Here is a 24,943-nt window from a genome sequence, read left to right as displayed (position 1 = left end):
AGACGATCGGAGGGCCCCGCGGCTGCGCGGGGCCTTTCGCATTTCTCCGCCCATCCCGCGGAAGTGTCCCTTATTCCACGGTTTTCCAGTTTGTGCGGCGCAGATTTTTCCTCTATCCTTCCTTGGCATAAGCGTCCGCCGAAGGCGGCTCAGGGGGGCAAGGATGATCCGATCGGAACTGATCCAGAAAATAGCCGACGAGAATCCTCACCTCACCCAGCGCCATGTCGAGCGGATCGTGAACACGGTCTTCGAGGAGATCATCGAGGCTCTGGCCCGTGGCGACCGGGTGGAGCTGCGCGGATTCGGCGCATTCTCGGTCAAGGCCCGGGATGCCAGAGTCGGCCGCAACCCGAGAACGGGTGAAGCTGTCGAAGTCGAAGACAAGAAGGTTCCCTTCTTCAAAACCGGCAAGCTGCTGCGTGATCGCCTGAATGCGAAGTGACGGCGCGGCATTGCCCCTCTGATTGGTGAGCAGGACCCCTATGATCCGTTGGTTGCGTATTCTGTTCCTCGTCGTCCTGGCGGTCGTGCTCCTGACCGTCGCGCTCGCTCACCGGGATCCGGTGACGGTGAGACTCATGCCGGATAACCTCGCGACCTTCGTGGGCACGGGCTGGTCTGCCTGGTCGATGCAGCTGCCGCTTTATGCCGTGATCTTCGGCGGCATCGTGGCCGGCCTGCTCATCGGGTTCTTCTGGGAATGGATGCGCGAGCACAAGCATCGGGCCGAAGTGCGCCGCAAGTCGCAGGAAGTGAAGACCCTCCAGCGCGAAGTCTCCACGCTCAGATCCAAGGTCGAGACCGGCACCGCCGTCGGCGTGCCGAAGAACGACGTTCTGACCGCGCTCTCGAAATCGGCCTGATGGCAGGAGTCCGCGTCAAGATCTGCGGACTGCGGACGGAGTCGGATGTGAAGGCGGCCGCGTCCTCGGGCGCGGCCTATGTCGGTCTGGTGTTCTTCCCGAAATCGCCGCGCCATCTGGAGCTTGCGCAGGCGCAGCGGCTCGCGCTCGCCGCGCCGCCGGGGGTGGCCAAGGTGGCGCTGACGGTCGACGCCAGTGACGAGACGCTCGACGCCATCGTCGAGGCGGTGCCGCTCGACATGCTGCAGCTTCACGGCGGCGAGAGCCCCGAGCGGGTGGCCGAGGTGCGGGCGCGCTACGGGCTGCCGGTCATGAAGGCCGTGGGGGTGGCGGACGAAGGCGACCTGCCGCAGATTCTCGAACAGTCGCTGGCCGCCGACCAGATCCTGATCGATGCAAAACCGCCGAAGGGCGCGGCGCTGCCCGGCGGCAATGGCCTCTCCTTCGACTGGCGGCTGATCTCGGGGCGGCACTGGATCAGGCCCTGGATGCTGGCGGGGGGGCTGACGGTCGAAAATCTGGCCGAGGCCGTCCGGCGCACGGGGGCGTCGCAGGTCGATGTCTCCTCGGGCGTCGAATCGGCGCCGGGCGTCAAGGATCCGGCCCGGATCGCGGCCTTCCTGCAGGCCGCCCGGTGATCCGCTTCCGCGACGCGCGACGCGAGGATGTGGCGGCCATCCTGGCGCTGCTCGCCGACGATGCGCTGGGGGCTCAGCGCGAGACGGCCCCGCTCGAGACCTATCTCGCGGCCTTCGACCGGATGGCCGCGGCCCCGGGGATGCTGCTGATCGTGGGCGAGCAGGAGGGCAGGGTGGTCGCCACCTATCAGCTCGCGATCCTGCCGGGCCTGTCGCTCCGGGCCGCGACGCGTGCGCTGGTCGAGGCGGTGCGGGTTGCCTCCGACCTGCGCTCGCAGGGTATCGGGGCGGATCTCATGGCCGATGCCGAGGCGCGCGCGAGGGCGGCCGGCGCCACGCTGATCCAGCTCACCACCCATCGCTCGCGCAAGCGGGCGCACCGCTTCTACGAGCGGCTCGGCTTTACCGCTTCGCACATCGGGTATAAACGGGCGCTGGACTGACAGGAGTGCGCGCCATGGCCGAGGACGGCATCAACAGCTACATGACCGGCCCCGACGAGCAGGGTCGTTTCGGCATCTTCGGCGGACGCTTCGTGTCCGAGACGCTGATGCCGCTGATTCTCGATCTCGAAGCGCGCTATGAACATGCCAAGACCGACCCGGATTTCTGGGCCGAGATGGACGACCTGTGGAAGAACTACGTCGGTCGTCCCTCGCCGCTCTATTTCGCGCCGCGGCTGACCGAGCATCTCGGCGGGGCGAAGATCTATCTCAAGCGCGACGAGCTGAACCATACCGGCGCGCACAAGATCAACAATGTGCTGGGCCAGATCATCCTCGCCCGCCGCATGGGCAAGACCCGGATCATCGCCGAGACGGGCGCGGGCCAGCATGGCGTGGCGACGGCGACGGTCTGCGCCAAGTTCGGGCTGAAATGCGTGGTCTACATGGGCGCGCACGATGTCGAACGGCAGGCGCCGAACGTGTTCCGCATGCGGCTGCTGGGCGCCGAGGTGGTGCCGGTGACCTCCGGGCGCGGCACGTTGAAGGATGCGATGAACGACGCGCTGCGCGACTGGGTCACCAACGTGCGCGACACCTTCTACTGCATCGGCACCGTGGCGGGCCCGCATCCCTATCCGGCGATGGTGCGCGACTTCCAGTCGATCATCGGCCGCGAAGTGCGCTGGCAGCTGGCCGAGCAGGAAGAGGGCCGCCTGCCCGACACGCTCGTGGCCGCCATCGGCGGCGGGTCGAACGCCATGGGGCTGTTCCATCCGTTCCTCGACGATCCGTCGGTGCGGATCGTCGGCGTCGAGGCCGGAGGCAAGGGCGTCGACGACCGGATGGAACATTGTGCCTCGCTGACCGGCGGACGTCCGGGCGTGCTGCACGGCAACCGGACCTATCTGCTGCAGGATGCCGACGGCCAGATCCTCGAGGGCTTCTCGATCTCGGCCGGGCTCGACTATCCGGGCATCGGGCCCGAACATGCATGGCTCCATGACACGGGCCGGGCGGAATATGTCTCGATTACCGATGCCGAGGCGCTGGAGGCGTTCCAGCTCTGCTGTGCGCTCGAAGGGATCATTCCCGCGCTCGAGCCGTCGCACGCGCTGGCCCATGTCATCAAGATCGCGCCGACGCTGCCGCGCGACCATATCATCGTGATGAACATGTGCGGGCGGGGCGACAAGGACATCTTCACCGTGGCGAAGCATCTGGGCTTCGACATGAAGATCTGACCGCGCGCGGGGGGCTGTCTGCCCCCCGGCCCGGCCCTTCGGGCCGGTCTCCCCCCGAGGATATTTTTCCAGAGTGAGAGCCGCGCGGCTCAGGCGAGGTCGATCGCATAGAGTTTGAGCACCTCGAGCGGGACCACCTCGAGCGTGCGGCGGTGGGTGGCGCCGAGGCGCACCCGGGGGGCGGCGCCCTCCTCGTGGGCCTGCAGGAACCGGCCGGCGCAGAGGCACCAGCGGTCGCCGGGCTTCAGCCCCCGGAAGCCGAATTCGGGCCTGGGCGTCGAGAGATCGTTGCCGAGATATTTCGACAGGGCGAGGAATTCGGCCGTCATCAGCGCGCAGACCGTGTGCATCCCGCGGTCTGTGGCGCCCGTGTCGCAGCAGCCGTTACGGAAGAAGCCGGTGACCGGGTCGGTCCCGCAGCTTTCGAGCGGTGCGCCCAGCACGTTGATCGAGGCTTCCATCATGGTTCGTCTCCCTTTCGCGCCACTCTGCCCGAGCGGGGCGGTGCTGCGAAGGACAAACTGGCGGACCGGGCTTCGGGTTTCTCCGGAGAGGGCAGGGCGGCGAAGGCCGCGGCCGCCCCCGCCGGAGTGATTGCACTTTCCGCGCGATCCGGGAACAACGGGAGGACAGGCCGCAGGGGCCGCAGCCGGGGAGCTTCGCCGATGTATGACTATGCCGTGCTCTGGGAATGGGTGATGATCGCCGCCCGCTGGACGCATGTCATCACGGCCATCGCCTGGATCGGCTCGTCCTTCTATTTCATCGCGCTCGACCTCGGCCTGCGCAAGACGCCCTCGCTGCCGCCGCTCGCCCATGGCGAGGAGTGGCAGGTGCATGGCGGCGGCTTCTATCACATCAACAAATATCTCGTCGCGCCGGACTTCCTGCCCGAGCATCTGACCTGGTTCAAATGGGAAAGCTATGCGACCTGGCTCTCGGGCTTCGCCATGCTGGTGCTGCTCTACTATGTCGGGGCCGAGCTCTTTCTCATCGATCCCACGGTGATGGAACTGTCGGTCTGGCAGGCGGTGGCCCTGTCGCTCGCCTCGCTGGGCGGCGGCTGGCTGGTCTATGACGGGCTCTGCCGCTCGCCGGTGGGACGGCATCCGACGGCGCTGATGATCCTCCTGTTCGGCGTGCTGGTCGCGATGGCCTGGGGTTATACGCAGGTCTTCTCGGGACGGGCGGCGCTCCTGCATCTGGGGGCCTTCACCGCCACCATCATGAGCGGGAATGTCTTCCTGACCATCATGCCGAACCAGCGGATCGTGGTGTCCGACCTCAAGGCCGGGCGGCGGCCGGACCCGAAATACGGCGAGATCGCCAAGCAGCGCAGCACGCACAACAACTATCTGACGCTGCCGGTGATCTTCCTCATGCTGTCGAACCATTACCCGCTGATCTTCGCCACCGAGTTCAACTGGCTGATCGCCTCGCTGGTCTTCCTGATGGGGGTGACGATTCGGCACTGGTTCAACTCCCGTCACGCGCGCAAAGGCAACCCGCACTGGACATGGGCGGCGACGGCGGTGATCTTCCTCGTGATCGCCTGGCTCTCGACCGCGCCGATGCGGGGCGTGCCGGAGGAGGCGGCGCTCGGCGGCAGGGCTGCGCGCTTCGCAGCCGCCGACGGATTCGCGGAAGTGACGGACATCGTGACGGGGCGCTGTTCGATGTGCCATGCGGCCGAGCCGGGCTGGGACGGCCTTCACTGGCCGCCGAAGAACGTGCGGCTCGAGACGGCCGCGCAGATCGCCCACGAAGCGCGGCGGATCTATCTGCAGGCCGGGATCACCCATGCCATGCCGCCCGGCAACCTCAGCTACATGGAGCCCGAGGAGCGGGCCGCCATCGTGCGCTGGTATCGATCGGTGGCGGGCTGACGGTTCGAGGACAGCCGTAGCGCGCCTGGATAAATCGGGTTCGGCTTAATCCGTCCTTAAACTGACTCGCGTCTTCTGGGGCGACCGGAAGAACGAGGTCGCCGAACGTGACTGTCCTGAGCCCATCCTTACCGCATGCGGCCGGTATCGACGCCGCCCTGGTCGAGAATCCCTGGCTCGGCCTCCGGCGGAGCGGCCGATATTTCCAGAATGCCGAGACGGAGGCGCTCTTTGCCCGCGCGCTGGGATATGCCCGGGCCGGCGTCTGCGTCCATCTCGCCGGACCGGCAGGCCTCGGCAAGACGACGCTCGCGCTGCGCATCGCGCAGGCGCTCGGGCGGCCCGTGGCCTTCATGACCGGCAACGAATGGCTCGGCAGCCGCGACTTCATCGGCGGCGAGATCGGCCAGACCGTCACCAGCGTCGTGGACCGCTATATCCAGAGCGTCCGGCGCACCGAACAGAGCGCGCGGATCGACTGGAAGGAGTCGATTCTCGGGCAGGCCATGCGGTGCGGCCAGACCTTTATCTACGACGAATTCACCCGTGCCTCGCCCGAGGCGAATGCCGCGCTTCTCTCGGTGCTCGAAGAGGGGGTGCTTGTCTCGACAGACGGCGCGAGCCGGCACCAGTATATCGAGGCGCATCCCGACTTCCGCGTCCTGCTGACCTCGAACCCGCATGAGTATCAGGGGGTCAAGGCAGCCCCCGACGCCCTGATCGACCGGATGGTGACCCTGCGGCTCGAGGAGCCTTCGGCGCCCACGCTCGCGGGCATCGTCGCGCTGCGCAGCGGCCTCGATCCCGCCACGGCGCGCCGCATCGTGGATCTGATCCTGTCCGTCCAGCGCTCGGGCGAGATGCAGGCGCCGCCGTCGATGCGCACGGCCATTCTCGTCGCCCGGCTCGCCGCGCCACTGCGTCTCGCGGGCCGGCTGAGCGACGCGGCCTTGGCCGAGATCGCCGCGGACGTGCTGAGGGGCCGCGGCCTCGAGGCCGATGCGGCCGCGTTCGAGGCAAAGTTGGCCGCCCCCACGCCAGGAGAGACCGCCCGATGAAGAGCCCGAAAGCGACCTCGGCCCGGCGGCCATGCAGGACGTCCCCGGCCCTCGCCCGGACACCGAAGGAGGCGGCGATGCATCTGGTGCGGCTCGAGTTCGACGTCAGCCGGCTCGAGAAGGCGCTGGAGGCTGCCCGGAGCCGGATGGCCCGCTGCGCGCAGGATCTGGAGCGGCGTAAGCGCGAGCGCGAGATCCTGCTCGCCCTGCTGGGCCGCTGAGGGGGAAGGACGGATGATGGATCAGCCCAAGACCCTCGCCTTCAGCGCCGAGCCCGGTCAGGCCGCCCTGACGATGCTCGAAGTCATCGCCGTGGCGCGGCGGGCCTTCACCACCATGAACGGCGGCCGCATCGACGCGGTGGCGAACTGCGCGCAGACCGAGGGCGGCGACTGGCGCGTCGTGATCGACGTGATCGAAAGCGCGGCCAAGATCGGGCGCAACGACCTGCTCTGTGCCTACGAGATCCGGGTGACGCCGCAGGGCCGCGTCGGCGGCTTCCAGCGCCTCGGGCGCTACCACCGCGAGGAGGGCGCGCCGTCATGAGCTTTCAGATGCAGAGCCCGCTCCAGCAGGACAGTCTGGCCGACGTCCTCGAGCGGATCCTCGACAAGGGGATCGTGATTGCCGGCGACATTTCGATCTCGCTGGTGGGGATCGAGCTCCTGACGATCCGCCTGCGCCTTCTGGTCGCCACCGTCGACAAGGCGCGGGAGATGGGGATCAACTGGTGGGAGAGCGATCCTCGCCTCTGCATCACGCAGGCGCCTGCCTCCGACGGTTCGGCCGCCCTGCTGGACCGGCTCGAGCGGATCGAGACCCAGATCGGGCAACTGGCCGCAGCACGCGAGGGATGAGATGAGCGACGAGAAGAAGCCGGGCCCCGGCAGGACGACCGCTGACATCGAGCTGAGGTTCGGCCGCCTCCTCAGCGCGCTCGGCAGCGCCCTTTCCGACATGACAGGTCGCCTCGAGTCGGGCCAGAGCAGGGAGATCCGGCGGGACCACACGATCGACGTCGGGATGGGCCCGATCCGCACCGAGACGCGCATCCGCGTGCGGTACGCCTCCGACTTCGGCAACGCGGAACCCGAACCGGGCCCGGTGCCTGAGGAGACCGCCGAGAGACCACCTGCGCCCGCGCGGCCCATTCTGGCGGACATCGCGACGGTGGGCCGGACGTGGCAGCTTCAGGCGGATTTACCTGGTGTTGCCGAGGAGGACCTCACTCTGGAGCTCGACGCAGGCGATCTCCTGATTTCGGCCGAAGGGAGCGGCCGGCGTTACGAGGGGCGGTTCCCCCTCCCGCCCGGCGTCGGGCTCGCCGACATCCGGATCTCGCTCAAGAGCGGCATCCTTGACCTGACCGCCCCGCTTCCGGAGGCGCCATGATCTATCTCTACGGCCTGCTCGAGGAACCCGCCTCCGGCCACGAGGTGCTTGCCGGCATGGCGGGGGTCACGGGGCCCATCGCACTCGCGAGGCTTCCAGGAGGCATCCTGATCTACAGTTCCGCCACAGAGGCCGACATTCTGCCGCGGCGCCGCCTGCTCCTGGCGCATACCCGGGTGCTCGAGGCGGCGGCCTGGTTCGGCAACTTGCTTCCGATGCGGTTCGGGATGATGGCATCGACCCTCGCCGAGGTCGCGGCCATGCTGGCGTCGCGCCTGACCGAACTCTGCGCCGCCTTCGACCGCGTGCGCGGCCGGGTGGAACTCGGTCTGCGCCTGTCGTTTCCCCGAGAACCGGCGCTCGCCGCTACCCTCGCCACCGCGCCCGACCTTGCGGCGGAGCGGGCGCGGCTTCTGGCCCTGCGCAGGCCCGATCCCATGGCACAGGCCGAGTTCGGGCGCCGACTGGCAGAGCGGCTGGATGCCCGGCGGGGAGAGACGCAACGTCTCCTCTTCCAGAGCCTCCGTCCGCTTTGGGTCGATCATCGTCTGCGGGTGCCGGACTCCGACGTTCAGGTCATTGCCGTCGATGTGTTGGTCGAGGACGGAGCCCAGGATCGCCTGGCTGCCGCGCTTGTGAAAGCCGCGGCAGATTGCAGCTTCGCCCCGACAGCCGAACCGTCCGTTCGAGTGATAGGACCGGTGCCCCTGTTCAATTTTGTCGATCTGGTTCTCTCTCCCCGCCGCGAAGAGGTTGCCTGATGGGCCTGCTCACCTCTCTCCTGACGCTGCCGTTTCGGGGTCCGTTCGACGGAACCCTGTGGATTGCCGCCCGCATCGGCGAGGCTGCCGAACAGAGTTGGAACGATCCCGCTGCGCTGCGGGCGGCTCTGGTGGAAGCCGAGCGGCAACTGCTCGCGGGCGAGCTTTCCGAGGAGACCTACGACGCCATTGAACTCGATCTTCTCGAGCGGCTCAAAGGAACGGCGAGATGAGATTTCCGGCGGTGAAAGTGAAAGGGCCGAAGGCTGGTTCGCGCGGCTGCGCGCCCTCAGGCCAGCAAATCCCAGCAAGGCTCGCGATTCCTCGTGGCGGTGCCACACGAGACACATCGTTCCGCACCCCCGTCGAGGACCTGTTGCTGGAAGGAGAAGCTGCCATCGCGGATGGTCTGAACGTTCTGCAGGCATTGCAGTGCTTCGCGGCCACTCGAGAATGCATGATCTTTTCGCTTGAAAGGGGCGCGTGATGAGGCTCCGGGAAGTCGTCGCCGTGCTAGAGGGCCATCCGCCTTCCGTCCTGCCCGAAGGCACCGAGGCCATTTGCGAGGCGGGCTTGACCGCCATCCTCGGTATGCCACCCGGGCTGCTGAGCGGTCGCCGCGCGCTTCTGGAACATGCTGCCTGCAGGCAGGCGGTGCTCGAGCGACTGATGGCCTTCGGCACGGTTCTGCCCGTCCTCACCGGCAATTGCCTGACACCAGCCGAAGCCGCCGCCGCGCTTGCGGCAAACAGCCCGCGGCTCAGACAGGAGCTGCGGCGTCTCGCCGGACGGGTGCAGTTTCAGGTTCTCGTCCAATGGCACGCGGCGCTGGTTCCGAAACGCACGGACCCCGACGAGACGGCCGAAGACCTTCGGCTCAGGTTCACTCACCGGATTGCGGACGCCCTGGCGCGGGTGGCGGAGCGGCACGTCAATCTCCCGCTGCGGGAAGATATGCTTGCCAACCAGGCACTTCTTCTGCTGCAGACCCGCACCGACGATCTTGACCGATCTCTCGAGCAGATTGATGCGCTCTGGACAGAGGGGCTCAGGATCCGCCGGATCGGCCCGTCGCCGCCCGTTTCCTTCGCCAGTCTCAACTTCCGCAGAGTATCTTCGGCAGCGATCCGCCGCGCCCGTCACCGGTTCGATCTGGAAGGGCCAGTTGATCCGATCCGCCTCCGGGCGCTCCGGCGCGACCTTCTGCTGCGCGCGTCAGAGGCCGAGCGGGCAGAAATTCTTGCCGCGGCCGCCGTGCTGGATCTGCTCACACGATGCGCCGCATCGGGTGGAGACCTGCATCTGGTGCGTATCTGGTCAGAAGGTCAGGCCGTGCCCTCCGATCTGGAGGACGCCGCATGAGCGGCCTCCTTCTTCTGGGAGTGGTCTCCGGCCTTGGGATCAGCCCCGCGATCACCTCTCCGCACCTGCGTCTGGACGGTGACGGCTACGCGGCGATTCTCCTGTCGCTTGATCGTCTGCCCCCGGATCCCGCTTCGCCTGACTGGGCCGTGCAGGCCGCTCTTGCGCAGAACGCCATCCTGTCCGCCTATGCCGCGACCGAGGATGTCCTCCCGGTCGCTCTCGGGGCGGCCTTTACTGGTATTGCCGCCGTGAAGCGCCATCTGGACGCCGAACGTGCAACCCTTGATGCCGGAATGGAACGGTTGGCGGGCCGGGCGGAGTATGTCGCGCAATTGATCGCGGAACAGGTCGCGGACGGGGCCGCGCCAGCTCCGGCCTCGGGATCCGCCTTCCTCAAGGCCCGCTCCGCTCGTCACGAGCAGAGACGTCATCTGGCGCGCGAGCGAACCGGCTTTGCGAGAGCCACGGCCGAAGAGCTGGCCTCGCTGTCCTGCTCGGCGTCGGCGCGTCCATTGAAGCCCGACGGGCCGCTGCTTGATCTCTCCCTTCTTGTCGCGCGGGATCGGGTGCCAGGCCTGCTGGAGGCCGCAGAGGCCTCTTCCCGTGCCGGATCTCGCCTCGCCCTTTCCGTCCGATTGATCGGCCCCTGCGCTCCCTTTTCCTTCCTGCCGGAGACCCGCGGTCATGACTGACTCAGCCCCGACCCTCCAGTTCGCGACGGCGGAGGAAGCGCTGCAAAGCAGCGAAACGCGCCTCGTCGATGTGGTGGATGCCCTTCTGTCACAAGGCATCGCGATCCGGGGGGAGCTTTGGCTTACGATTGCGGATGTGGATCTCGTCTTCCTCGGGCTCGACCTGCTGCTGGCGAACCCGGATAGGCTGCAATGCAGAGTGCCGGACGCAGCATGATACCCATCGGCCTCGCTCGCGCAGGACCTGTTCCGGCGACCTGCTGCGCGCTTTCCTGCGCGGGGCTTCACCTCGTCTGCGCTCCGCACGACATGGCGGGCGATGCGCGCAGCCGCGTTCGGCTGCATCTGGCTGCGATGCGGGACTGCGAGACCTTCCTGCCGTTTCCACCCGCGGCCACAATTGCCGTCGATGAGGCGATCGCCTGGTGTGGAAGGCGGACGAATGCGCTCGCCGAAGAGATCGATCGTTTCAGCCGGCAGCGGCAACTGACGGTGTCGGCGCGGCTGATTGCCCCCCTTTTGCCCGATGCAGCCGCGTCTGGGGCGGGCTGGCTGCGCGCCCGCCGGGATGCCTCCGCGCATCAGGCGCGGCTGCGCACGGTGCTCATGCAGATCATGTCGCTGCTCGGAGAGGTTCGCTGCATCCCGGGGCGGCTTCAGGACGAAGTTCAGGTCAATCTTTTGGTTCCGGCGGCAGAGACGCATCCTGTGCTTCACGAGCTTCGCGAACGCCTGCGGGTGGGCGATGCCCTCTGGTCCGCCTGCACCGTGACAGGCCCTTGGCCGCCTTACGCCTTCATCAGTTGGGAGACAGCATGACATATCCTTTTCCTCCGCTCCTGCTGCGCGACGACCGCTTGCCTCCGACGGAGGCCCCGGTCACGGCGCCCCGCATCGCGCTCGACCCGGACCGGCTCGAGCATGATCTGGCCCGTATTCTGCTGGGGCTGATGGAGATGCTGAGGCAGATCATGGAGTTGCAGGCGATCCGCAGGATGGAGGCGGGCTCGCTGAGCGAGAGTCAGCAAGAGCAGCTTGGCACGACACTGATGCGGGCCGAGGCGGCCATCCACGAGATGGCGGCCCGTTTCGGCCTGACGCCCGCGGATCTCTCGCTCGATCTGGGCCCGCTGGGGCGGACGATCTGAAGCAAGAAACTCTGCATTAACCAGCTTCCACTACCTTCGGCGAGAAGACAGGGAGTGAAGCCAATGCTCGCCATGAGCCCCCCGAAGCCGGCCGTCGAGCTGGATCGCCACATCGATCTGGACCAGGCCCATGCCGTGGCGAGCGGCGGCGCGCGGATTGTCCTTGCCCCTCCGGCGCGCGACCGGTGCCGTGCGTCCGAAGCGCGGCTCGGCGCTGTCATCCGCGAGGCGCGCCATGTCTACGGACTGACAACCGGCTTCGGTCCCCTTGCGAACCGCCTGATCTCAGGTGAGAATGTCCGAACGCTGCAGGCCAATCTTGTCCATCATCTGGCCAGCGGCGTGGGACCGGTGCTTGACTGGACGACGGCGCGCGCCATGGTTCTGGCGCGTCTGGTGTCGATCGCTCAGGGAGCCTCCGGTGCCAGCGAGGGGACCATCGCTCGCCTGATCGACCTGCTCAATTCCGAGCTCGCTCCGGCCGTTCCCAGCCGCGGCACGGTGGGCGCGTCGGGTGACCTGACACCGCTTGCGCATATGGTGCTCTGCCTCCAGGGCCGGGGAGACTTCCTGGACCGGGACGGGACGCGGCTTGACGGCGCAGAAGGGCTCCGGCGCGGACGGCTGCAACCGCTCGATCTCTCCCATCGCGATGCACTGGCGCTGGTCAACGGGACCTCCGCCATGACCGGGATCGCGCTGGTGAATGCTCACGCCTGCCGCCATCTCGGCAACTGGGCGGTGGCGTTGACGGCCCTGCTTGCGGAATGTCTGAGAGGCCGGACCGAGGCATGGGCCGCGGCACTGTCCGACCTGCGGCCGCATCCCGGACAGAAGGACGCCGCAGCGAGGCTGCGCGCCCGCGTGGACGGCAGCGCGCGGGTGGTCCGGCACGTCATTGCCGAGCGGAGGCTCGACGCCGGCGATATCGGGACGGAGCCGGAGGCGGGGCAGGATGCCTACAGCCTGCGCTGCGCTCCGCAGGTTCTCGGGGCGGGCTTCGACACGCTCGCATGGCATGACCGGGTGCTGACGATCGAGCTGAACGCGGTGACCGACAATCCGGTGTTTCCGCCCGATGGCAGCGTGCCCGCCCTGCACGGGGGCAATTTCATGGGCCAGCATGTGGCGCTGACGTCCGATGCGCTCGCCACGGCCGTCACCGTTCTGGCGGGCCTTGCGGAGCGCCAGATTGCACGTCTGACAGATGAAAGGCTGAACCGTGGGCTGCCCCCCTTCCTCCACCGGGGCCCCGCCGGGTTGAATTCCGGCTTCATGGGCGCACAGGTGACGGCGACCGCGCTCCTGGCCGAGATGCGAGCCACGGGACCTGCCTCGATCCATTCGATCTCCACGAACGCCGCCAATCAGGATGTGGTCTCGCTTGGGACCATCGCCGCGCGCCTCTGCCGCGAGAAGATCGACCGTTGGGCGGAGATCCTTGCGATCCTCGCTCTCTGTCTTGCACAAGCTGCGGAGCTGCGCTGCGGCAGCGGCCTAGACGGGGTGTCTCCCGCGGGGAAGAAGCTGGTGCAGGCCCTGCGCGAGCAGTTCCCGCCGCTTGAGACGGACCGGCCCCTGGGACAGGAAATTGCCGCGCTTGCTACGCACCTCTTGCAGCAATCTCCCGTCTGAGCGCGGCCTCAGGTCGTGGCGGGATCCACCGTGAGGCCTACAGCCTCGGCATATTTGAGCCAGGTCTCGATCGACGCCACGACGGCACGGACCTCGATGGCGATCAGCTCGATCCCGACGAGGGATACACGCACGAAGGCATCGATCACGACGCCCTTGTCCAGAATGCGATCGATGACTTCCGCAATCGAAGCGGAGGCAACGCTTTTCTCAATGGCCATTATCTTCCTCGATATCTTGCAGGGTTGTCCGCTGATGCGGTCCCCACAGAGTTACCGGCAAAAGGTCAAACGGGAATGAACAGGTAAGATGCAGGATAACCGGACGGGGGCGCATGGATCGGGATGCCGGGAGCGTCTTGCCCCTGCCGAAGCGGGCAAGCTGTGGACGCGCTCGGCACGACCCCCGTCGCGGAGCCGCGGCACCCGGCTCGGTTCAGGCGGAGAAGGAGAAGCGCGTCTCCTGGCGGAAGGTTTCGCCCGGGGCGAGGGTGATCGGGGGGAACTCCGGCCGGTTCGGCGCGTCCGGCCAGAGCTGCGGCTCGAGCGCAATGGCGTCGAAGGCCCGGAGCGGTCGGCCCCCGTGGCCCGCGAAGGGCATGCTGTCGATCTCGCGGCCGGTATAGACCTGCAGGCCCGGGGCGGTGGTGGCGAGAGTGAGACGGACGCCCGACCGGCCGGTGAGGCGCGCCACCTCGGTCAGGTCTCGCTGCGCACTGGCGAGGCAGAAATTGTGGTCGATCCCCTCGGTCTCTCCGAGGGGGCGGCCCGCGCGGAAGTCCATCGCTCCGGATACGGGGCGGATCTCGCCCGTAGGCAGGCCGGCCTCGACCGGAAGCCAGTGCTCCGCCGCGATCTGCAGCTGCTGGCCGCCGATCCCGGGCTCGGGATCGAGGGTCCAGTAGCTGTGGTTGGCGAGGTTCATCAGCGTCGGCGCATCCGTGACCGCGGTCAGGATCAGCCGGAGCGTCGCGGGCGGGTCCAGCACGAACTCGGCCTCGAGCCGCCGGTTGCCGGGAAATCCGTCGATGCCGTCCGCGAGTTCGAGCCGCAGGAGCGCGCGGCCCGCCTCGACCTCGACCGGCTGCCAGTGCCGGGCATGGGTTCCCGCCGCCCCGGAATGGAGGAGCGTCCGGCCCTCGTTCGGCACGAAGCGGGTCGGCCGGCCATTGATGCAGGCCCGGGCGCCGCCGATGCGGTTCGCGACCGGACCGACGATGGCGCCGAACCAGCGGAGCGGTCCGAGATAGGCCGCGAGGTCGGACGCGCCTGCCGTGAGCGGCCAGTCGATCCCGGCCAGACGCAGGTCCTGCAGGATGGCGCCTCGGTCGAGCAGGGCCAGGCGGAGGTCGCCTGCGGCCAGGGCGATGCGCTGGACGGGCCGCCCGTCAGGGGCGGTTCCGAAGCGGGTGAGGGTCATGGGCGCCTCCGGTGCAGGCGGGCAGGCTGCGCCGGAGGCCGCGCGAGATCAAGGGGCGACGCAGGACAGGATGCCGTCGGCGAGGCCGCGGATCAGGTTCGCGTAGAGCTGCGGGCCCGGTTCGAGCGTGCTGCCCGACGGATCGAGCGCCGGGCCGGCCTTCGCGCCCGTCTCCTGCGCGATCTGCCGGGCGAGCTTCGCGTCATGCTGCGCCTCCGGGAAGATGCAGCGCGGGGTGCCCGCCATCTCCGCGCGCAGGTCCGCGAGGTGCGCCGCCCCCGGCGCGGCCGCATCGCCTGCCGAGACGCTGCCCTGCACGGTCAGCCCGTAGTGGCCGGCGAAGTAGCCGTAGGCATCGTGGAAGACGTAGAAGGGCTGGTTCCGCGCCTCGTCCAGCCTTGCGGCCGTTTCGCGGTCGAGCTCGGCCAGCGCTGCCCGGGCGGCCTCGGCATTGGCGGCGTAGGTCGCCGCATTCTCGGGATCGAGGTGGCCCAGTTCGCGCGCGACAGCCGTCAGCCAGAGCTGCGCATTCTCGGGATCGAGCCAGGCATGGGGGTCGAGGCCCGTATGGCTGTGGCCCTCATGTTCGCCGTGATCGTGCGCTTCGTCGCCGTGGGTGTGGCCCTCGTCCGCGTGATCGTGCGCTTCGCCGGCGTGGCCCTCGTCCGCGTGCTCGTGCCCTTCGCCGGCGTGATCGTGGTCCTCGTCCGCATGGTCATGGCCGTGCCCAGCATGGTCGTGTGCCGCGCCTTCGCCGAAGTCCTGCAGATGCGTGCCCGCGACCTGCATGAGACGCAGCTCCTCGCCCTTGCGGCCCTCGAGCGCGCGCTCGAGCCAGCGGGTCATCTCCGGTCCGATCCAGACCACCAGATCGGCATTGGCCAGCGCGCGCGCCTGACTCGGGCGCAACTGGAAGGAATGCGGATCCGCTCCCTGGCCCAGCAGGAGGTCCGGCTCTCCGAGATCGCCCATCACCTGCGCCACCAGCGAATGGACCGGCGGCAGGTCCGTCACCACGCGCGGCACTTCGGCCAGGGCCGGGCCCGCGAGCAGGCTGGCGAGAGCGACTGATATGGTATAACGCATGGTCTGCCTTTCCTTGAGATGGGCGCAGATGTATTACGTTATATCATAACGCGTCAATGGGGGAGAGGATGACCGCCGATACCGGAGGCACCGCGGCATTCGCGCCGCACGATCACAGCCGTTGTGCGGCCTCGATCCTCGCCCATGCCGAGGAGGCCACGGCCGCGGCCGGGGCTCGCCTGACGCCGGTGCGCCGGCGCACGCTCGAGATCCTCCTCGAAGAACACCGGGCGCTCGGCGCCTACGAGGTGCTGGAGCGGCTGGCGCAGGAGGGTTTCGGAAACAAGCCGCCCGTGGCCTATCGTGCGCTCGACTTCCTCGTCGAGCAGGGGCTCGCGCATCGGATCCGCCGGCTCAACGCTTTCACCGCCTGCATGCATCCGGGCGAGGCCCATGCGCCCGCCTTCCTGATCTGCAGCCGCTGCGGCGTGGTGGCCGAGGCGCCGGCCGAGCCGGTGCGGGCCGCGCTGGATGCGGCGGCCGCGCAGCTCGGCTTCGAGATCGAGCGGACGAACATCGAGGCCGTGGGCCTCTGCCCCGCCTGCCGGGAGGCCGCATGACCCTGATCGCCGCCCATCATCTCGCCGTGCGGCGGGGGCGGGACGAGATCCTGTCGGACGTGAGCCTGTCGGTCGCGCCCCGCGAGATCGTGACCATCGTGGGCCCGAACGGCTCGGGCAAGAGCACGCTCCTGCGCGCCCTCCTGGGGATCCTGCCCGCCGCCGCGGGCCGCGTGAGCCGCAGGCCGGGGCTCCGGATCGGCTATGTGCCGCAGAGGCTGCAGGTCGACGGGACGCTGCCGCTCACTGCCGCGCGCTTCCTGTCGCTGCCGCGCAGGCGCGCCCCTGCCGAGGTCGCCGCGGCGCTGGAGAGGGTGGGCGTGCCCGAGGTGGCGGACCGTCAGCTCGCCGATCTTTCGGGCGGGCAGTTCCAGCGGGTCCTTCTGGCGCGCGCGCTTCTGACCGAGCCGGAGCTGCTGATGCTCGACGAGCCGACGCAGGGGCTCGACCAGCCGGGCGAGGCGGCCTTCTACCGGCTGATCGAAGAGGTGCGCTCCACCACCGGCGCCGCGATCCTGATGGTGAGCCACGATCTGCATGTGGTGATGGCGGCGTCGGACCGGGTGATCTGCCTCAACCGCCATGTCTGCTGCGAGGGCACGCCGCGCGTGGTCTCGAATGCGCCGGAATATCGCGCGCTCTTCGGCCACGGCACCCAGGGGGCGCTCGCGCTCTACCGCCACGAACACGATCACGACCATACGCACGATCATTCCCATCATGCTTGACGACTTCCTCATCCGCGCGGCGCTCGCGGGCATCGGCGTGGCGTTGGCGGCGGGGCCGCTCGGCGCCTTCGTCGTCTGGCGCCGCATGGCCTATTTCGGCGACGCGACCTCGCATGCCGCCATCCTCGGTGTGGCGCTGGCGCTCGCCACCGAACTGCCGGTGGGGCTCGGCACGCTCGCCGTGGCGCTGGTCATGGCCGCGACCGTGGCCACCTTGAGCGGCCGCGGCTGGGCCATGGACACGATGCTGGGCGTGCTCGCCCATTCCGCGCTGGCCTTCGGCCTCGTCGCGGTGAGCTTCCTGCCCTCGGTGCGCACCGATCTCTCGGCCTGGCTCTTCGGCGACATCCTCGCCGTCTCGGTGCCGGATCTGGCCTTCATCTGGGCGGGAGCGGCGCTCGTGCTGGCGCTTCTCCTCTGGCGCTGGTCGGCGCTTCTCACGGCCACGATCAATGAGGATCTGGCCGCGGCCTCCGGCATCGACCCCGCGCGCGAGCGGCTGATTCTCACCCTCGCGCTCGCGGTGACGGTGGCGGTCGCGCTGAAGGTGGTGGGGGCGCTCCTGATCTCGGCCATGCTCATCATCCCGGCCGCGGCCGCGCGCGGCCTGGCCCGCAATCCCGAGCCGATGGCGCTGCTCGCGGCCCTGATCGGCGCGGGCGCAAGCCTCGCGGGCCTTGGCGCCTCGCTGGCCTTCGACACGCCGGCAGGCCCCTCGATCGTCGCGGCTGCGGCGCTGGCCTTCCTCGTCTCGGCGCTCCTGCGGCGCGCCTGAGACCGTTCACTCTGCCCAAATATCCTGCGGGGGGCTTCGCCGCAGGCGAAGTCCGCCGCCGCCTGCGGCGGCGGACGGGGGGCGCAAAGCCCCCCGCGCCACGGCCGGCTCCAAGCATTCCGTCGCACCATCCGCGCCCATGTCGTTTTCGGACGCCAAATGTCGGGCTCACCTCTCCGCAGCGGCGGCGATCAGTCATTGATGCGGCAAACCCTGCGGTGACGGAGTGCGCGGATGAAGACCCATGTGAAAGCCCTTGTCGTCGGCGGCGGTGCTGTCGGGAACGGCATCGCCTACCATCTCGCCAAGGCCGGCTGGGACACGATGCTGGTCGAGCGCGACGAGCTCACCGCGGGCTCCACCTGGCACGCCGCGGGGCTTCTGCCGCTCTTCAACATGAGCTACGCCACCACCCACATCCACAAGTATTCGGTCGATTTCTACAAGGGGCTCGAGGCCGAGACCGGGCTCAACCCCGGCTTCTATGTCGTGGGCAACCTGCGCATGGCCCAGACCGACGCGCGGATGGACGAATACATGCTCTATTCCTCCGTAGCCGAGACGGCGGGGGTCTATCATGAGTTCCTGAGCCCGAAGGAGATCGCGGAGCGCTGGCCCCTCGTGCGCACCGAGGATCTCAAGGGCGCGCTCTTCCACCCGCAGGATGGCTACATCAACCCCGCCGACGTGACGCAGGCCATGGCCAAGGGCGCGCGGCAGCTCGGCTGCACCATCGAGCGCCGGATCCAGGTCAACGGCTACCGCTGGACGGGCCGCGAATGGATCGTCTCCTGCGTGCGGATGGCCGAGCAGGGCGGCAACCTCGTCCCGACTGAGGAAAGCTTCGAGATCCATGCCGAACATGTGGTGACCGCCACCGGCAACCATGCGCAGCGCACCGCCCGGCTTCTGGGCATCAAGATCCCGGCCATTCCGGTCGAGCACCAATATATCGTGACCGAGCCCGACCCGGCGCTGGTCGAATGGCGCAAGACCAACCCGCAGCACCCCGTCCTGCGCGACGCCGACGCCAAATGGTATGTCCGCGAAGAGCGCGGCGGCTGGATCCTCGGCCCCTACGAGCGCAACGCTCCGGCCCGCTTCCTCTATGACGTGCCCTCGAGCTTCCGCGCCGACCTCTTCCCGCTCGATCTCGAGCGGATCGAGGAGGAATACATGTCGATGATCCACCGGATCCCCTCGTCCGAGACCGTGGGCCTGAAGGACGATTACAACGGCCCGATCTGCTACACGCCCGACGGCAACCCGCTGGTGGGTCCCGCCCCGGGCCTGCGCAACATGTGGCTGGCGGAAGGGTTCAGCTTCGGCATCACTGCGGCGGGCGGCACTGGCCACTATCTCGCGCAGATGATGACCGAGGGCGAGGCCGAGATCGACATGGCCTCGCTCGATCCCCGGCGCTACGGCAGCTGGATGACGACCGAATACGCGGCGCGGAAGAACGAGGAATGCTACGAGCATGTCTTCATCCTCCACCACCCTGACGAGGAGCGCGAAGCCTGTCGTCCGCTGCGCACCGCCCCGGTCTACGACCGGCAGAAAGCGCTCGGCGCGCAGTTCGGGCAGGTCAACGGCTGGGAGCGGCCGAACTACTACGGGCCTGCGGATGCGCCGGCCGGTTTCGACCACGCATCCCGCAGCTTCCGCCGCGGTGCCTGGCATCCGTTCGCCCGCGCCGAGGCCGAGGCGCTGCGCGAGACCGCGGGCCTGATCGACGCCACCGCCTTCACCAAGCATCTGGTGCGCGGCCCCGGCGCCACGGCCTTCCTCGACTGGTTCACCTGCAACAAGCTGCCGGCTGTGGGCCGGATCAACCTGACCTACGCGCTGACGCCCGCCGGCACCACGCGCACCGAATATACCATCGTGCGGTTGGCCGAGAACGAATATTACCTCGTGTCCGCCGGTGCCTGGACGGCCTACGACGCCGACTGGCTGAGGAAATGCGCCGAAGACAGGATCGGCGATTTCGGCTGGATCGACATCCATGACGTGACGACCCAGTGGGGGGTCTTTGCGCTGGCCGGACCCAATGCGCGCGCGATCCTGAACGAGGTGGTGAAGGATGCCGACCCCGCCACCCGGCTCTCGAACAAGCGTTTCCCCTGGCTCAGCTACCGCGACATCGAGCTTGGCATGTGCCCGGTGCGGGCGGTGCGGGTGGCCTATACGGGCGAACTCGGGTGGGAGCTGCACCATCCGATCGAGATGTCGACCTATCTCTGGGACCTGCTGCTGAAGGCGGGCGAAAAGCACGGGCTGAAGCTCGTGGGGGCGCGGGCGCAGAACTGGCTGCGGCAGGAAAAGAGCTACCGCGCCTTCGGCAACGAGCTCGGCCGCGATGCGACGCCGATGGAAGCGGGGCTCGACCGGTTCATCGACCTCGGCAAGGACTTTCAGGGCAAGGAAGCGATGCTCGCGACCGGCATCCGCTCGAAATGCGTGACGCTCCTGATCGACGGGCCGGCGGATGCCGATCCGTGGGGCAAGGAGGCGCTGCTTCTGAACGGCGAGAAGGTGGGCCGGCTCACCTCGGGCGGCTGGTCGGTGGCCTTCGGCAAGCAGATCGGCATGGGCTATGTCCGCCCCGATCTGGCCGAGGTGGGCACGAAGCTGCAGCTGCGCATGTTCCGCGAGACCTGCGAGGCCGTGGTGGCCGAGGATTCGCCCTACGATCCGAAGAACGTTCGGATCCGTCAGGACGGCTGATCCCGGGGACGGGGGGCTGTCTGCCCCCCGCCGCCGGCCGGGGCCGGCGGCCCCCCCGAGGATATTTGCACCAGCGTGAAAGGCTCAGCGCAGGTTCAGCGCGAGCCAGGCGGCCCAGCGGGTGGCGTCGCCGTTGAAGACGTTGATGTCGGTGACCTTGCCGATGCCCGGCACGATCCCGGTGCCGGTATATTGCCAGAAGGTCCAGGGATGGCCGGCATAGCGCTCGTGCGGATGGGCGGCGACCGAGCGGAGCCAGAAGTCGTATCCGGTCAGGCGCCACATCTCGTTGCGCTCGAAGAAGTCGATCGTCGTATAGATGATCGGGCGCCTGCCGTAATGGGCACCGACCTGACGCAGGAAGGTGAGCGCCTCGGCCCGGACGACCGCGGGCTCGGGCCGGAAGGTGCAGGTGGGCGAGAAGGGGTTCCATTCCATGTCGAGCACCGGCGGCAGGGCGCGCGGGGACTTCGGCACGGTCCGGATGAACCAGTCGGCCTGTTCCGCGGCCGGGCGGCAGAAATAGAAGAAATGGTAGGCGCCGCGCGGCACACCCGCGCGGCCGGCGCCGCGCCAGTTCTCGTGGAAGGCAGCATCCACCCGGTCGCCGCCTTCGGTGGCCTTGATGAAGGCGAAGGAGACGCCGGCCGAGGCGGCGGTGGGCCAGTCGATCGGGCCCTGGAAGCGCGAGACGTCGATCCCGTGGACCTGGTAGCTCGAGGGCGCCCGGCCGCTCCAGGGGTGGGGCTTGGCATCGCCGAAGCTCGGCTGGGCGACGGTGACGGTCTGGCCGGAAGGCAGTTCGGCGATGACCTCCGGCCGGCCGCAGGACAGAAGCAGCGCGGCGAGGCCGAGGGCTAGGAGGCGTCGGGTCATGGGGCTCCGGAGCGATGAGGAGAACAGGCGCGACTGTGCCGCAAGCGAGGTCGCCTGTCACCCCTCGGAGGAGGAGTTCCGGCCGCGGACCTGCCGTAGCCGGTCGCCGTGGCGGCGCGGCCCGGACATGGGCCGGGCTGCGGGACCGCGCCTCGATGTCAGCAGGCGGGCAGCAGCGCGACCAGAGCCTGACGGCGGGGGGCGGCTCAGCGGGCGCAGCCGCCGCTGCCGGATCTCCGGTCGCGGCCCGGGCTGCGCTTCAGGTCCGGCGCGCCACGAACATCAGGTTGTGCGCGGGCATCTCGATCCTGCGCACCGCGAGGCCCGCCTCCGCCAGCCGTTCCTCGATCCAGGTGCTGTCCTTGAGGCCGATCTCCGGGTTCTGGGCGCGCAGGCTCGCATCGAAGCTCTCGTCGCCTGCGCTGCCGGGGCGGCCGTCGCGCAGGAAGGGGCCGTAGAGGAAGAGCGTGCCGCCCGGGGTCAGCGCGGAGGCGGCATGACAGAGGACGGCCGCGGCCTCCGTCTCCGGGATCAGGTGCAGGAGGTTCACGATCAGCAGCGCCTCGCAGGGATGGCGGGCCGGCCATCCGGGCCGGGTGGCGTCGAGAAGGATCGGCGCGCGCAGGTTCGGTGCGCCGGAAGCCTCGCGCCAGGCCTCGATCGAGGGCAGGTTTGCGGGGTCCACGTCCGTCGGTTGCCACAGAAGGGCCGGAAGCGCCGCCGCAAAGCGGGCGGCATGCTGGCCGGTGCCGGCCGCGATCTCGAGCATCCGCCCCTCGGGCGCCTCGTCGCGCAGGACGGCGAGGATGGCTTCGGCATTGCGGTCGGCCGAGGGCGCGTGGCGGCGGCCATCCGGACCGGTCGGCGCGCCTGAATCCGGCAGCCGCAGGCTCATGCGAAGCGGTCGGGCGAGAGGGCCGCGATCAGCGCCGCCGGCACCTCGGGGCTGCGCCCGCCGATCAGGTCGGCTGCGAGGCGGCTCGCGGCGGGGCAGGTCTGGAAGCCGTAGCCGCCCTGGCCCGCAAGCCAGAAGAAGCCGGGTGCGGCCGGATCCTCGCCGATCACCAGCACCCGGTCGGGGGCGAAGGTGCGCAGGCCCGCCCAAGAGGCCAGAAGCCGTGTCACGGGCTCGGTCACCATCTCCTCGTAGCGGGCGAGGCCCTCGGCCAGCACCATGTCGTCGGCCCAGGCGTCGTGGGGCTCCTGCGGATCCTCGTCGGCGGGCGAGACGATCAGCGCGCCGGCATCGGGCTTGGCATACCAGCTTTCGCCCACGCCGAAGATCATGGGCCAGCGCGAGATGTCGTGGCCGCCGGGCGCCGGAATGCGCGCCATCGAGCGGCGGTAGGGCACGAGGCCCAGGGGCCGCACGCCTGAGAGCGCGGCCACCCCGTCGGCCCAGGCACCGGCTGCATTGACGAGGATGCGCGCACGGTAGCTTTCGCCCGCCTCGACGCGCCAGCCCGCCCCGTCGCGCGCGATGGCGCCGACCCGCGCCTTCGTGACGATCCGGGCGCCACGGGCGCGGGCCTCGCGGGCGAAGCCCTGCAGAAGCCGGTCGGTATCGATGTCCCAGGCATGGTCGGCGCGGGCCGCGAGCGTCACGTCGGGGCGCAGGATCGGCACGGCAGCCCGCGCCTCTTCGGCCGAGATGCGCTCGAGATGCATCCCCACCGTCTCGTCCTCAAACTGCTCACGCTCGGCCTCGCGGCCCACGACCAGGAGGCCCCGCGGCGAGAGGATGCCGTCGGCTGCCCGGAAGAAATCGCCCGAGGCGAGCGACAGCTCGACCACCGGCGGCAGGCCGTAGCGCGGCTCGTAGAGTGCGGCGGACCGGCTCGAGGCGTGATGCGCGAGCGCGTCCTCGGCCTCGAGCAGCGTGACCGAGCCGAGCTCCGAGAGGCGGGCGGCGGCCGAGACACCGGCTATGCCCCCACCGATGATGAGAAAATCGCTGTCCATACGGCGCAGGCTGGCCCGCGCCGCGCGGATTGGCAAGGGGTCATCCCTTGCGGGCGGCCTTGAGCTTGTCGATGCCGAGCATCTTCATCGCCGCCCATTCGTAAAGCGGCTCGGCCGTGCCGAGCTTCACCTTGCGCAGGAAGTATTTCTCGAAGGCGATCTTGGCGAAATGCACCCAGCGACCCTCGGCCGACCAGTTCACGTTGCGCGGCGGGATCTGCGGCTGGGCGATGAAGGCGATGCCGCGGTCGCCGAAATCGGCGAGGCAGACCGCGTTCCAGGTGGCGACCTCGTCGGGTTCCTTGCCGCGGACCAGCGCGCCGATGTTGTGCGCCGTGGCGGTGACCATCGATTCGATCATGAAGCCGGTTTTGGGCACACCCACCGGCACCGGCGTGACCCCCATCGGCGGGATTGCCACGCAGACGCCCACCGCGAAGATGTTGGGGAAGGTGGGGTTGCGCTGGTGAGGATCGACGAGGGTGAAGCCGCGCGGGTTCGAGAGCCCCTCGATGCCCGAGACAGCCTTCACCCCCCGGAAGGCAGGCAGCATCATCGCATAGCCGAAGGGCAGGGCATGGGGCTTCGTGGCGCCGCCTTCGGCCACTTCCTCGACATGCATCGTCCCCGCCTCGACCCGCGAGATCCGGGCCGAGGTGATCCATTTGATATGGCGGCTGCGCAGCGCGGATTCGAGCAGCCCCTTGGTGTCGCCCACCCCGTCGAGGCCAAGATGGCCGATATAGGGTTCGGAGGTGACGAAGGTCATGGGCACCCGGTCGCGGATCCTGCGTCGGCGCAGGGCCGCATCGAGGATGAAGGCGAATTCGTAGGCGGGCCCGAAGCAGCTCGCGCCCTGCGCCGCCCCCACCACGATGGGGCCGGGGTTTTCGCAGAACCGCTCGAAGGCCGCATGGGCGGCCTCGGCATGGTCGACATGGCAGATGGACTGGGTGTGGCCCTCGGGTCCGAAGCCCTCGATCTCGTCGAAGGCAAGCTCGGGGCCGGTCGCCACCACGAGGTAATCGTAATCGAGCGCAGTGCCGTCGGCGAGCTCCACCCGGTTCTCGGCCGGCACGAGGCGCGTGGCGGGCACCGTCCGAAAGGCGATCCCGAGCCGCTGCATCGTCGGCGCCAGATCGGCGCTGATATGGCTGCGCGTCCGCCAGCCCACCGCCACCCACGGGTTGGAGGGCACGAAATGATAGGTGGGATCGCGGGTCACGACAGTGATCCGGTCCTCGCTGCGGAGCTGCTGATGCAACTCGTAGGCCATGATCGAGCCGCCCAGACCGGCCCCGAGAACGACGACATGCGCCATTGATTCCTCCTCTTCCCTGCCAAGACGATAGATCATGAAACATGAATATGTCGAGCGGCGAGGCGGGCGCGGTAGACAGGCACAAAAGGACCCCGGTCGCGGGGACCGGGGCCGAGGAGGTCGCATCGGGAAGGGTATCGACAGGCAGCGGTCCCAGGGCTTCGTGATGAAAAGGCATTGGGGTCAAAAAAAGCCGAACGATGGCGAACTCGTGCGGGGGAAGGTCTCAACGGATCGATTGAACAGGCATCCCCGGAACCGCTGAATTCTGAATAGCACGCCTTGCCTTTCCCGCGAATACGGGGGGCCGGGGTTCCCGTTCGAATTGACGGAAGTTTCACGTCAAAACGGGAAGAAG

General features: G+C 68.7%; 32 protein-coding genes. 24 read left to right on the top strand and 8 right to left on the bottom strand.

Going from position 1 to position 24,943, the window contains the following annotated elements:
• The first annotated feature begins 163 nt into the window (after positions 1 to 163).
• The 5 genes from ihfB to trpB are packed head-to-tail and all read left to right on the top strand — an operon-like array spanning position 164 to position 3,191.
• Entirely contained in the window at positions 164 to 445 is a 282-nt protein-coding gene (gene ihfB, locus RSP_RS18595; RefSeq protein ID WP_011339437.1) for an integration host factor subunit beta, read from the top strand.
• A 40-nt stretch (positions 446 to 485) separates the two neighbouring features.
• On the top strand, positions 486 to 866 hold the full coding sequence (locus tag RSP_RS18590) for a LapA family protein (protein WP_017140397.1): 381 nt from the start codon (positions 486 to 488) through the stop codon (positions 864 to 866).
• On the top strand, positions 866 to 1,504 hold the full coding sequence (locus RSP_RS18585; RefSeq protein WP_011339435.1) for a phosphoribosylanthranilate isomerase: 639 nt from the start codon (positions 866 to 868) through the stop codon (positions 1,502 to 1,504). Before RSP_RS18590 ends, RSP_RS18585 begins: the two co-directional genes overlap by 1 nt.
• Positions 1,501 to 1,947, top strand: a complete 447-nt coding sequence (locus RSP_RS18580; protein WP_011339434.1) for a GNAT family N-acetyltransferase — start codon at positions 1,501 to 1,503, stop codon at positions 1,945 to 1,947. The genes RSP_RS18585 and RSP_RS18580 overlap by 4 nt, the downstream gene beginning before the upstream one ends.
• Before the next feature lie 14 nt (positions 1,948 to 1,961).
• Entirely contained in the window at positions 1,962 to 3,191 is a 1,230-nt protein-coding gene (trpB, locus tag RSP_RS18575; protein WP_002724529.1) for a tryptophan synthase subunit beta, read from the top strand.
• Between the two features lie 89 nt (positions 3,192 to 3,280).
• Here trpB and RSP_RS18570 read toward each other — a convergent pair whose 3' ends face one another.
• The gene (locus RSP_RS18570; RefSeq protein ID WP_002724527.1) at positions 3,281 to 3,655 is read right to left on the bottom strand and encodes a DUF2237 family protein; all 375 of its coding nucleotides are present in this window, start codon (positions 3,653 to 3,655) and stop codon (positions 3,281 to 3,283) included.
• Positions 3,656 to 3,856: 201 nt separating this feature from the next.
• On the opposite strand from RSP_RS18570, the gene RSP_RS18565 reads away from it, so the two are divergent.
• From RSP_RS18565 to RSP_RS18495, 15 genes are all read left to right on the top strand, one after another.
• Positions 3,857 to 5,077 (top strand): urate hydroxylase PuuD, encoded by a 1,221-nt coding sequence (locus RSP_RS18565; RefSeq protein WP_011339433.1) that lies wholly within the window; start codon positions 3,857 to 3,859, stop codon positions 5,075 to 5,077.
• Positions 5,078 to 5,184: 107 nt separating this feature from the next.
• Complete coding sequence (locus RSP_RS18560; RefSeq protein ID WP_011339432.1) at positions 5,185 to 6,135, top strand: AAA family ATPase; 951 nt, start codon at positions 5,185 to 5,187, stop codon at positions 6,133 to 6,135.
• On the top strand, positions 6,132 to 6,356 hold the full coding sequence (locus RSP_RS18555) for a hypothetical protein (RefSeq protein ID WP_011339431.1): 225 nt from the start codon (positions 6,132 to 6,134) through the stop codon (positions 6,354 to 6,356). The genes RSP_RS18560 and RSP_RS18555 overlap by 4 nt, the downstream gene beginning before the upstream one ends.
• Positions 6,357 to 6,369: 13 nt before the next feature.
• The gene (gvpO, locus tag RSP_RS18550; protein ID WP_011339430.1) at positions 6,370 to 6,681 is read left to right on the top strand and encodes a gas vesicle protein GvpO; all 312 of its coding nucleotides are present in this window, start codon (positions 6,370 to 6,372) and stop codon (positions 6,679 to 6,681) included.
• Positions 6,678 to 6,992, top strand: coding sequence for a gas vesicle protein (locus tag RSP_RS18545; protein WP_009564244.1), 315 nt, complete (start codon positions 6,678 to 6,680; stop codon positions 6,990 to 6,992). Before gvpO ends, RSP_RS18545 begins: the two co-directional genes overlap by 4 nt.
• Position 6,993: 1 nt before the next feature.
• Positions 6,994 to 7,527 carry an Hsp20/alpha crystallin family protein gene (locus RSP_RS18540; protein WP_011339429.1) on the top strand — a complete coding sequence of 178 codons (534 nt, stop codon included), beginning with the start codon at positions 6,994 to 6,996 and terminating at the stop codon, positions 7,525 to 7,527.
• The gene (locus RSP_RS18535) at positions 7,524 to 8,288 is read left to right on the top strand and encodes a GvpL/GvpF family gas vesicle protein (protein ID WP_011339428.1); all 765 of its coding nucleotides are present in this window, start codon (positions 7,524 to 7,526) and stop codon (positions 8,286 to 8,288) included. Before RSP_RS18540 ends, RSP_RS18535 begins: the two co-directional genes overlap by 4 nt.
• Positions 8,288 to 8,521, top strand: a complete 234-nt coding sequence (locus tag RSP_RS18530) for a gas vesicle protein GvpG (RefSeq protein ID WP_011339427.1) — start codon at positions 8,288 to 8,290, stop codon at positions 8,519 to 8,521. The genes RSP_RS18535 and RSP_RS18530 overlap by 1 nt, the downstream gene beginning before the upstream one ends.
• Positions 8,518 to 8,775, top strand: a complete 258-nt coding sequence (locus tag RSP_RS18525) for a hypothetical protein (protein ID WP_124257453.1) — start codon at positions 8,518 to 8,520, stop codon at positions 8,773 to 8,775. Before RSP_RS18530 ends, RSP_RS18525 begins: the two co-directional genes overlap by 4 nt.
• On the top strand, positions 8,775 to 9,650 hold the full coding sequence (locus RSP_RS18520; protein ID WP_011339426.1) for a GvpL/GvpF family gas vesicle protein: 876 nt from the start codon (positions 8,775 to 8,777) through the stop codon (positions 9,648 to 9,650). The genes RSP_RS18525 and RSP_RS18520 overlap by 1 nt, the downstream gene beginning before the upstream one ends.
• Positions 9,647 to 10,345 (top strand): GvpL/GvpF family gas vesicle protein, encoded by a 699-nt coding sequence (locus RSP_RS18515; RefSeq protein ID WP_011339425.1) that lies wholly within the window; start codon positions 9,647 to 9,649, stop codon positions 10,343 to 10,345. Before RSP_RS18520 ends, RSP_RS18515 begins: the two co-directional genes overlap by 4 nt.
• Entirely contained in the window at positions 10,338 to 10,562 is a 225-nt protein-coding gene (gene gvpJ / locus RSP_RS18510; protein WP_017140395.1) for a gas vesicle protein GvpJ, read from the top strand. The genes RSP_RS18515 and gvpJ overlap by 8 nt, the downstream gene beginning before the upstream one ends.
• Positions 10,563 to 10,654: 92 nt before the next feature.
• Positions 10,655 to 11,164, top strand: a complete 510-nt coding sequence (locus tag RSP_RS18505) for a hypothetical protein (RefSeq protein ID WP_017140394.1) — start codon at positions 10,655 to 10,657, stop codon at positions 11,162 to 11,164.
• Entirely contained in the window at positions 11,161 to 11,493 is a 333-nt protein-coding gene (locus RSP_RS18500) for a gas vesicle protein K (protein WP_011339423.1), read from the top strand. Before RSP_RS18505 ends, RSP_RS18500 begins: the two co-directional genes overlap by 4 nt.
• 63 nt (positions 11,494 to 11,556) lie before the next feature.
• On the top strand, positions 11,557 to 13,128 hold the full coding sequence (locus RSP_RS18495) for an HAL/PAL/TAL family ammonia-lyase (protein ID WP_011339422.1): 1,572 nt from the start codon (positions 11,557 to 11,559) through the stop codon (positions 13,126 to 13,128).
• 8 nt (positions 13,129 to 13,136) lie between these two features.
• On the opposite strand, the gene gvpA is transcribed toward RSP_RS18495, so the two are convergent.
• The 3 genes from gvpA to RSP_RS18480 form a co-directional block, all read right to left on the bottom strand.
• Positions 13,137 to 13,349: a gas vesicle structural protein GvpA gene (gene gvpA / locus RSP_RS18490; RefSeq protein ID WP_002724507.1), complete on the bottom strand. Its 213-nt coding sequence runs from the start codon at positions 13,347 to 13,349 to the stop codon at positions 13,137 to 13,139.
• 214 nt (positions 13,350 to 13,563) lie between these two features.
• Positions 13,564 to 14,547: an aldose epimerase family protein gene (locus RSP_RS18485; RefSeq protein WP_011339421.1), complete on the bottom strand. Its 984-nt coding sequence runs from the start codon at positions 14,545 to 14,547 to the stop codon at positions 13,564 to 13,566.
• Between the two features lie 48 nt (positions 14,548 to 14,595).
• Positions 14,596 to 15,633, bottom strand: a complete 1,038-nt coding sequence (locus tag RSP_RS18480; protein WP_011339420.1) for a zinc ABC transporter substrate-binding protein — start codon at positions 15,631 to 15,633, stop codon at positions 14,596 to 14,598.
• 68 nt (positions 15,634 to 15,701) lie between these two features.
• On the opposite strand from RSP_RS18480, the gene RSP_RS18475 reads away from it, so the two are divergent.
• The 4 genes from RSP_RS18475 to RSP_RS18460 all read left to right on the top strand — a co-directional run bounded on the left by RSP_RS18475 (position 15,702) and on the right by RSP_RS18460 (position 20,426).
• Positions 15,702 to 16,193, top strand: a complete 492-nt coding sequence (locus RSP_RS18475) for a Fur family transcriptional regulator (RefSeq protein WP_012641245.1) — start codon at positions 15,702 to 15,704, stop codon at positions 16,191 to 16,193.
• Positions 16,190 to 16,921 carry a metal ABC transporter ATP-binding protein gene (locus RSP_RS18470; protein ID WP_011339418.1) on the top strand — a complete coding sequence of 244 codons (732 nt, stop codon included), beginning with the start codon at positions 16,190 to 16,192 and terminating at the stop codon, positions 16,919 to 16,921. The genes RSP_RS18475 and RSP_RS18470 overlap by 4 nt, the downstream gene beginning before the upstream one ends.
• A complete protein-coding gene (locus tag RSP_RS18465; protein ID WP_002724497.1) occupies positions 16,914 to 17,696 on the top strand; it encodes an iron chelate uptake ABC transporter family permease subunit in 783 nt (260 codons plus the stop codon). Before RSP_RS18470 ends, RSP_RS18465 begins: the two co-directional genes overlap by 8 nt.
• A gap of 234 nt (positions 17,697 to 17,930) precedes the next feature.
• Positions 17,931 to 20,426 (top strand): GcvT family protein, encoded by a 2,496-nt coding sequence (locus tag RSP_RS18460; RefSeq protein WP_011339417.1) that lies wholly within the window; start codon positions 17,931 to 17,933, stop codon positions 20,424 to 20,426.
• Between the two features lie 84 nt (positions 20,427 to 20,510).
• Here RSP_RS18460 and RSP_RS18455 read toward each other — a convergent pair whose 3' ends face one another.
• From RSP_RS18455 to RSP_RS18440, 4 genes are all read right to left on the bottom strand, one after another.
• On the bottom strand, positions 20,511 to 21,302 hold the full coding sequence (locus RSP_RS18455) for a glycoside hydrolase family 25 protein (RefSeq protein ID WP_009564225.1): 792 nt from the start codon (positions 21,300 to 21,302) through the stop codon (positions 20,511 to 20,513).
• Between the two features lie 259 nt (positions 21,303 to 21,561).
• Entirely contained in the window at positions 21,562 to 22,197 is a 636-nt protein-coding gene (locus tag RSP_RS18450; protein WP_011339416.1) for a DUF938 domain-containing protein, read from the bottom strand.
• Complete coding sequence (locus tag RSP_RS18445; protein WP_011339415.1) at positions 22,194 to 23,300, bottom strand: NAD(P)/FAD-dependent oxidoreductase; 1,107 nt, start codon at positions 23,298 to 23,300, stop codon at positions 22,194 to 22,196. Before RSP_RS18445 ends, RSP_RS18450 begins: the two co-directional genes overlap by 4 nt.
• 4 nt (positions 23,301 to 23,304) lie before the next feature.
• Positions 23,305 to 24,585: an NAD(P)/FAD-dependent oxidoreductase gene (locus RSP_RS18440; protein ID WP_002724487.1), complete on the bottom strand. Its 1,281-nt coding sequence runs from the start codon at positions 24,583 to 24,585 to the stop codon at positions 23,305 to 23,307.
• Between the last annotated feature and the right edge of the window lie 358 nt (positions 24,586 to 24,943).

This window comes from Cereibacter sphaeroides 2.4.1 (assembly GCF_000012905.2).
Classification (GTDB): Bacteria; Pseudomonadota; Alphaproteobacteria; order Rhodobacterales; family Rhodobacteraceae; genus Cereibacter_A; species Cereibacter_A sphaeroides.
This window is presented reverse-complemented; position numbering and strand designations above follow the sequence as displayed.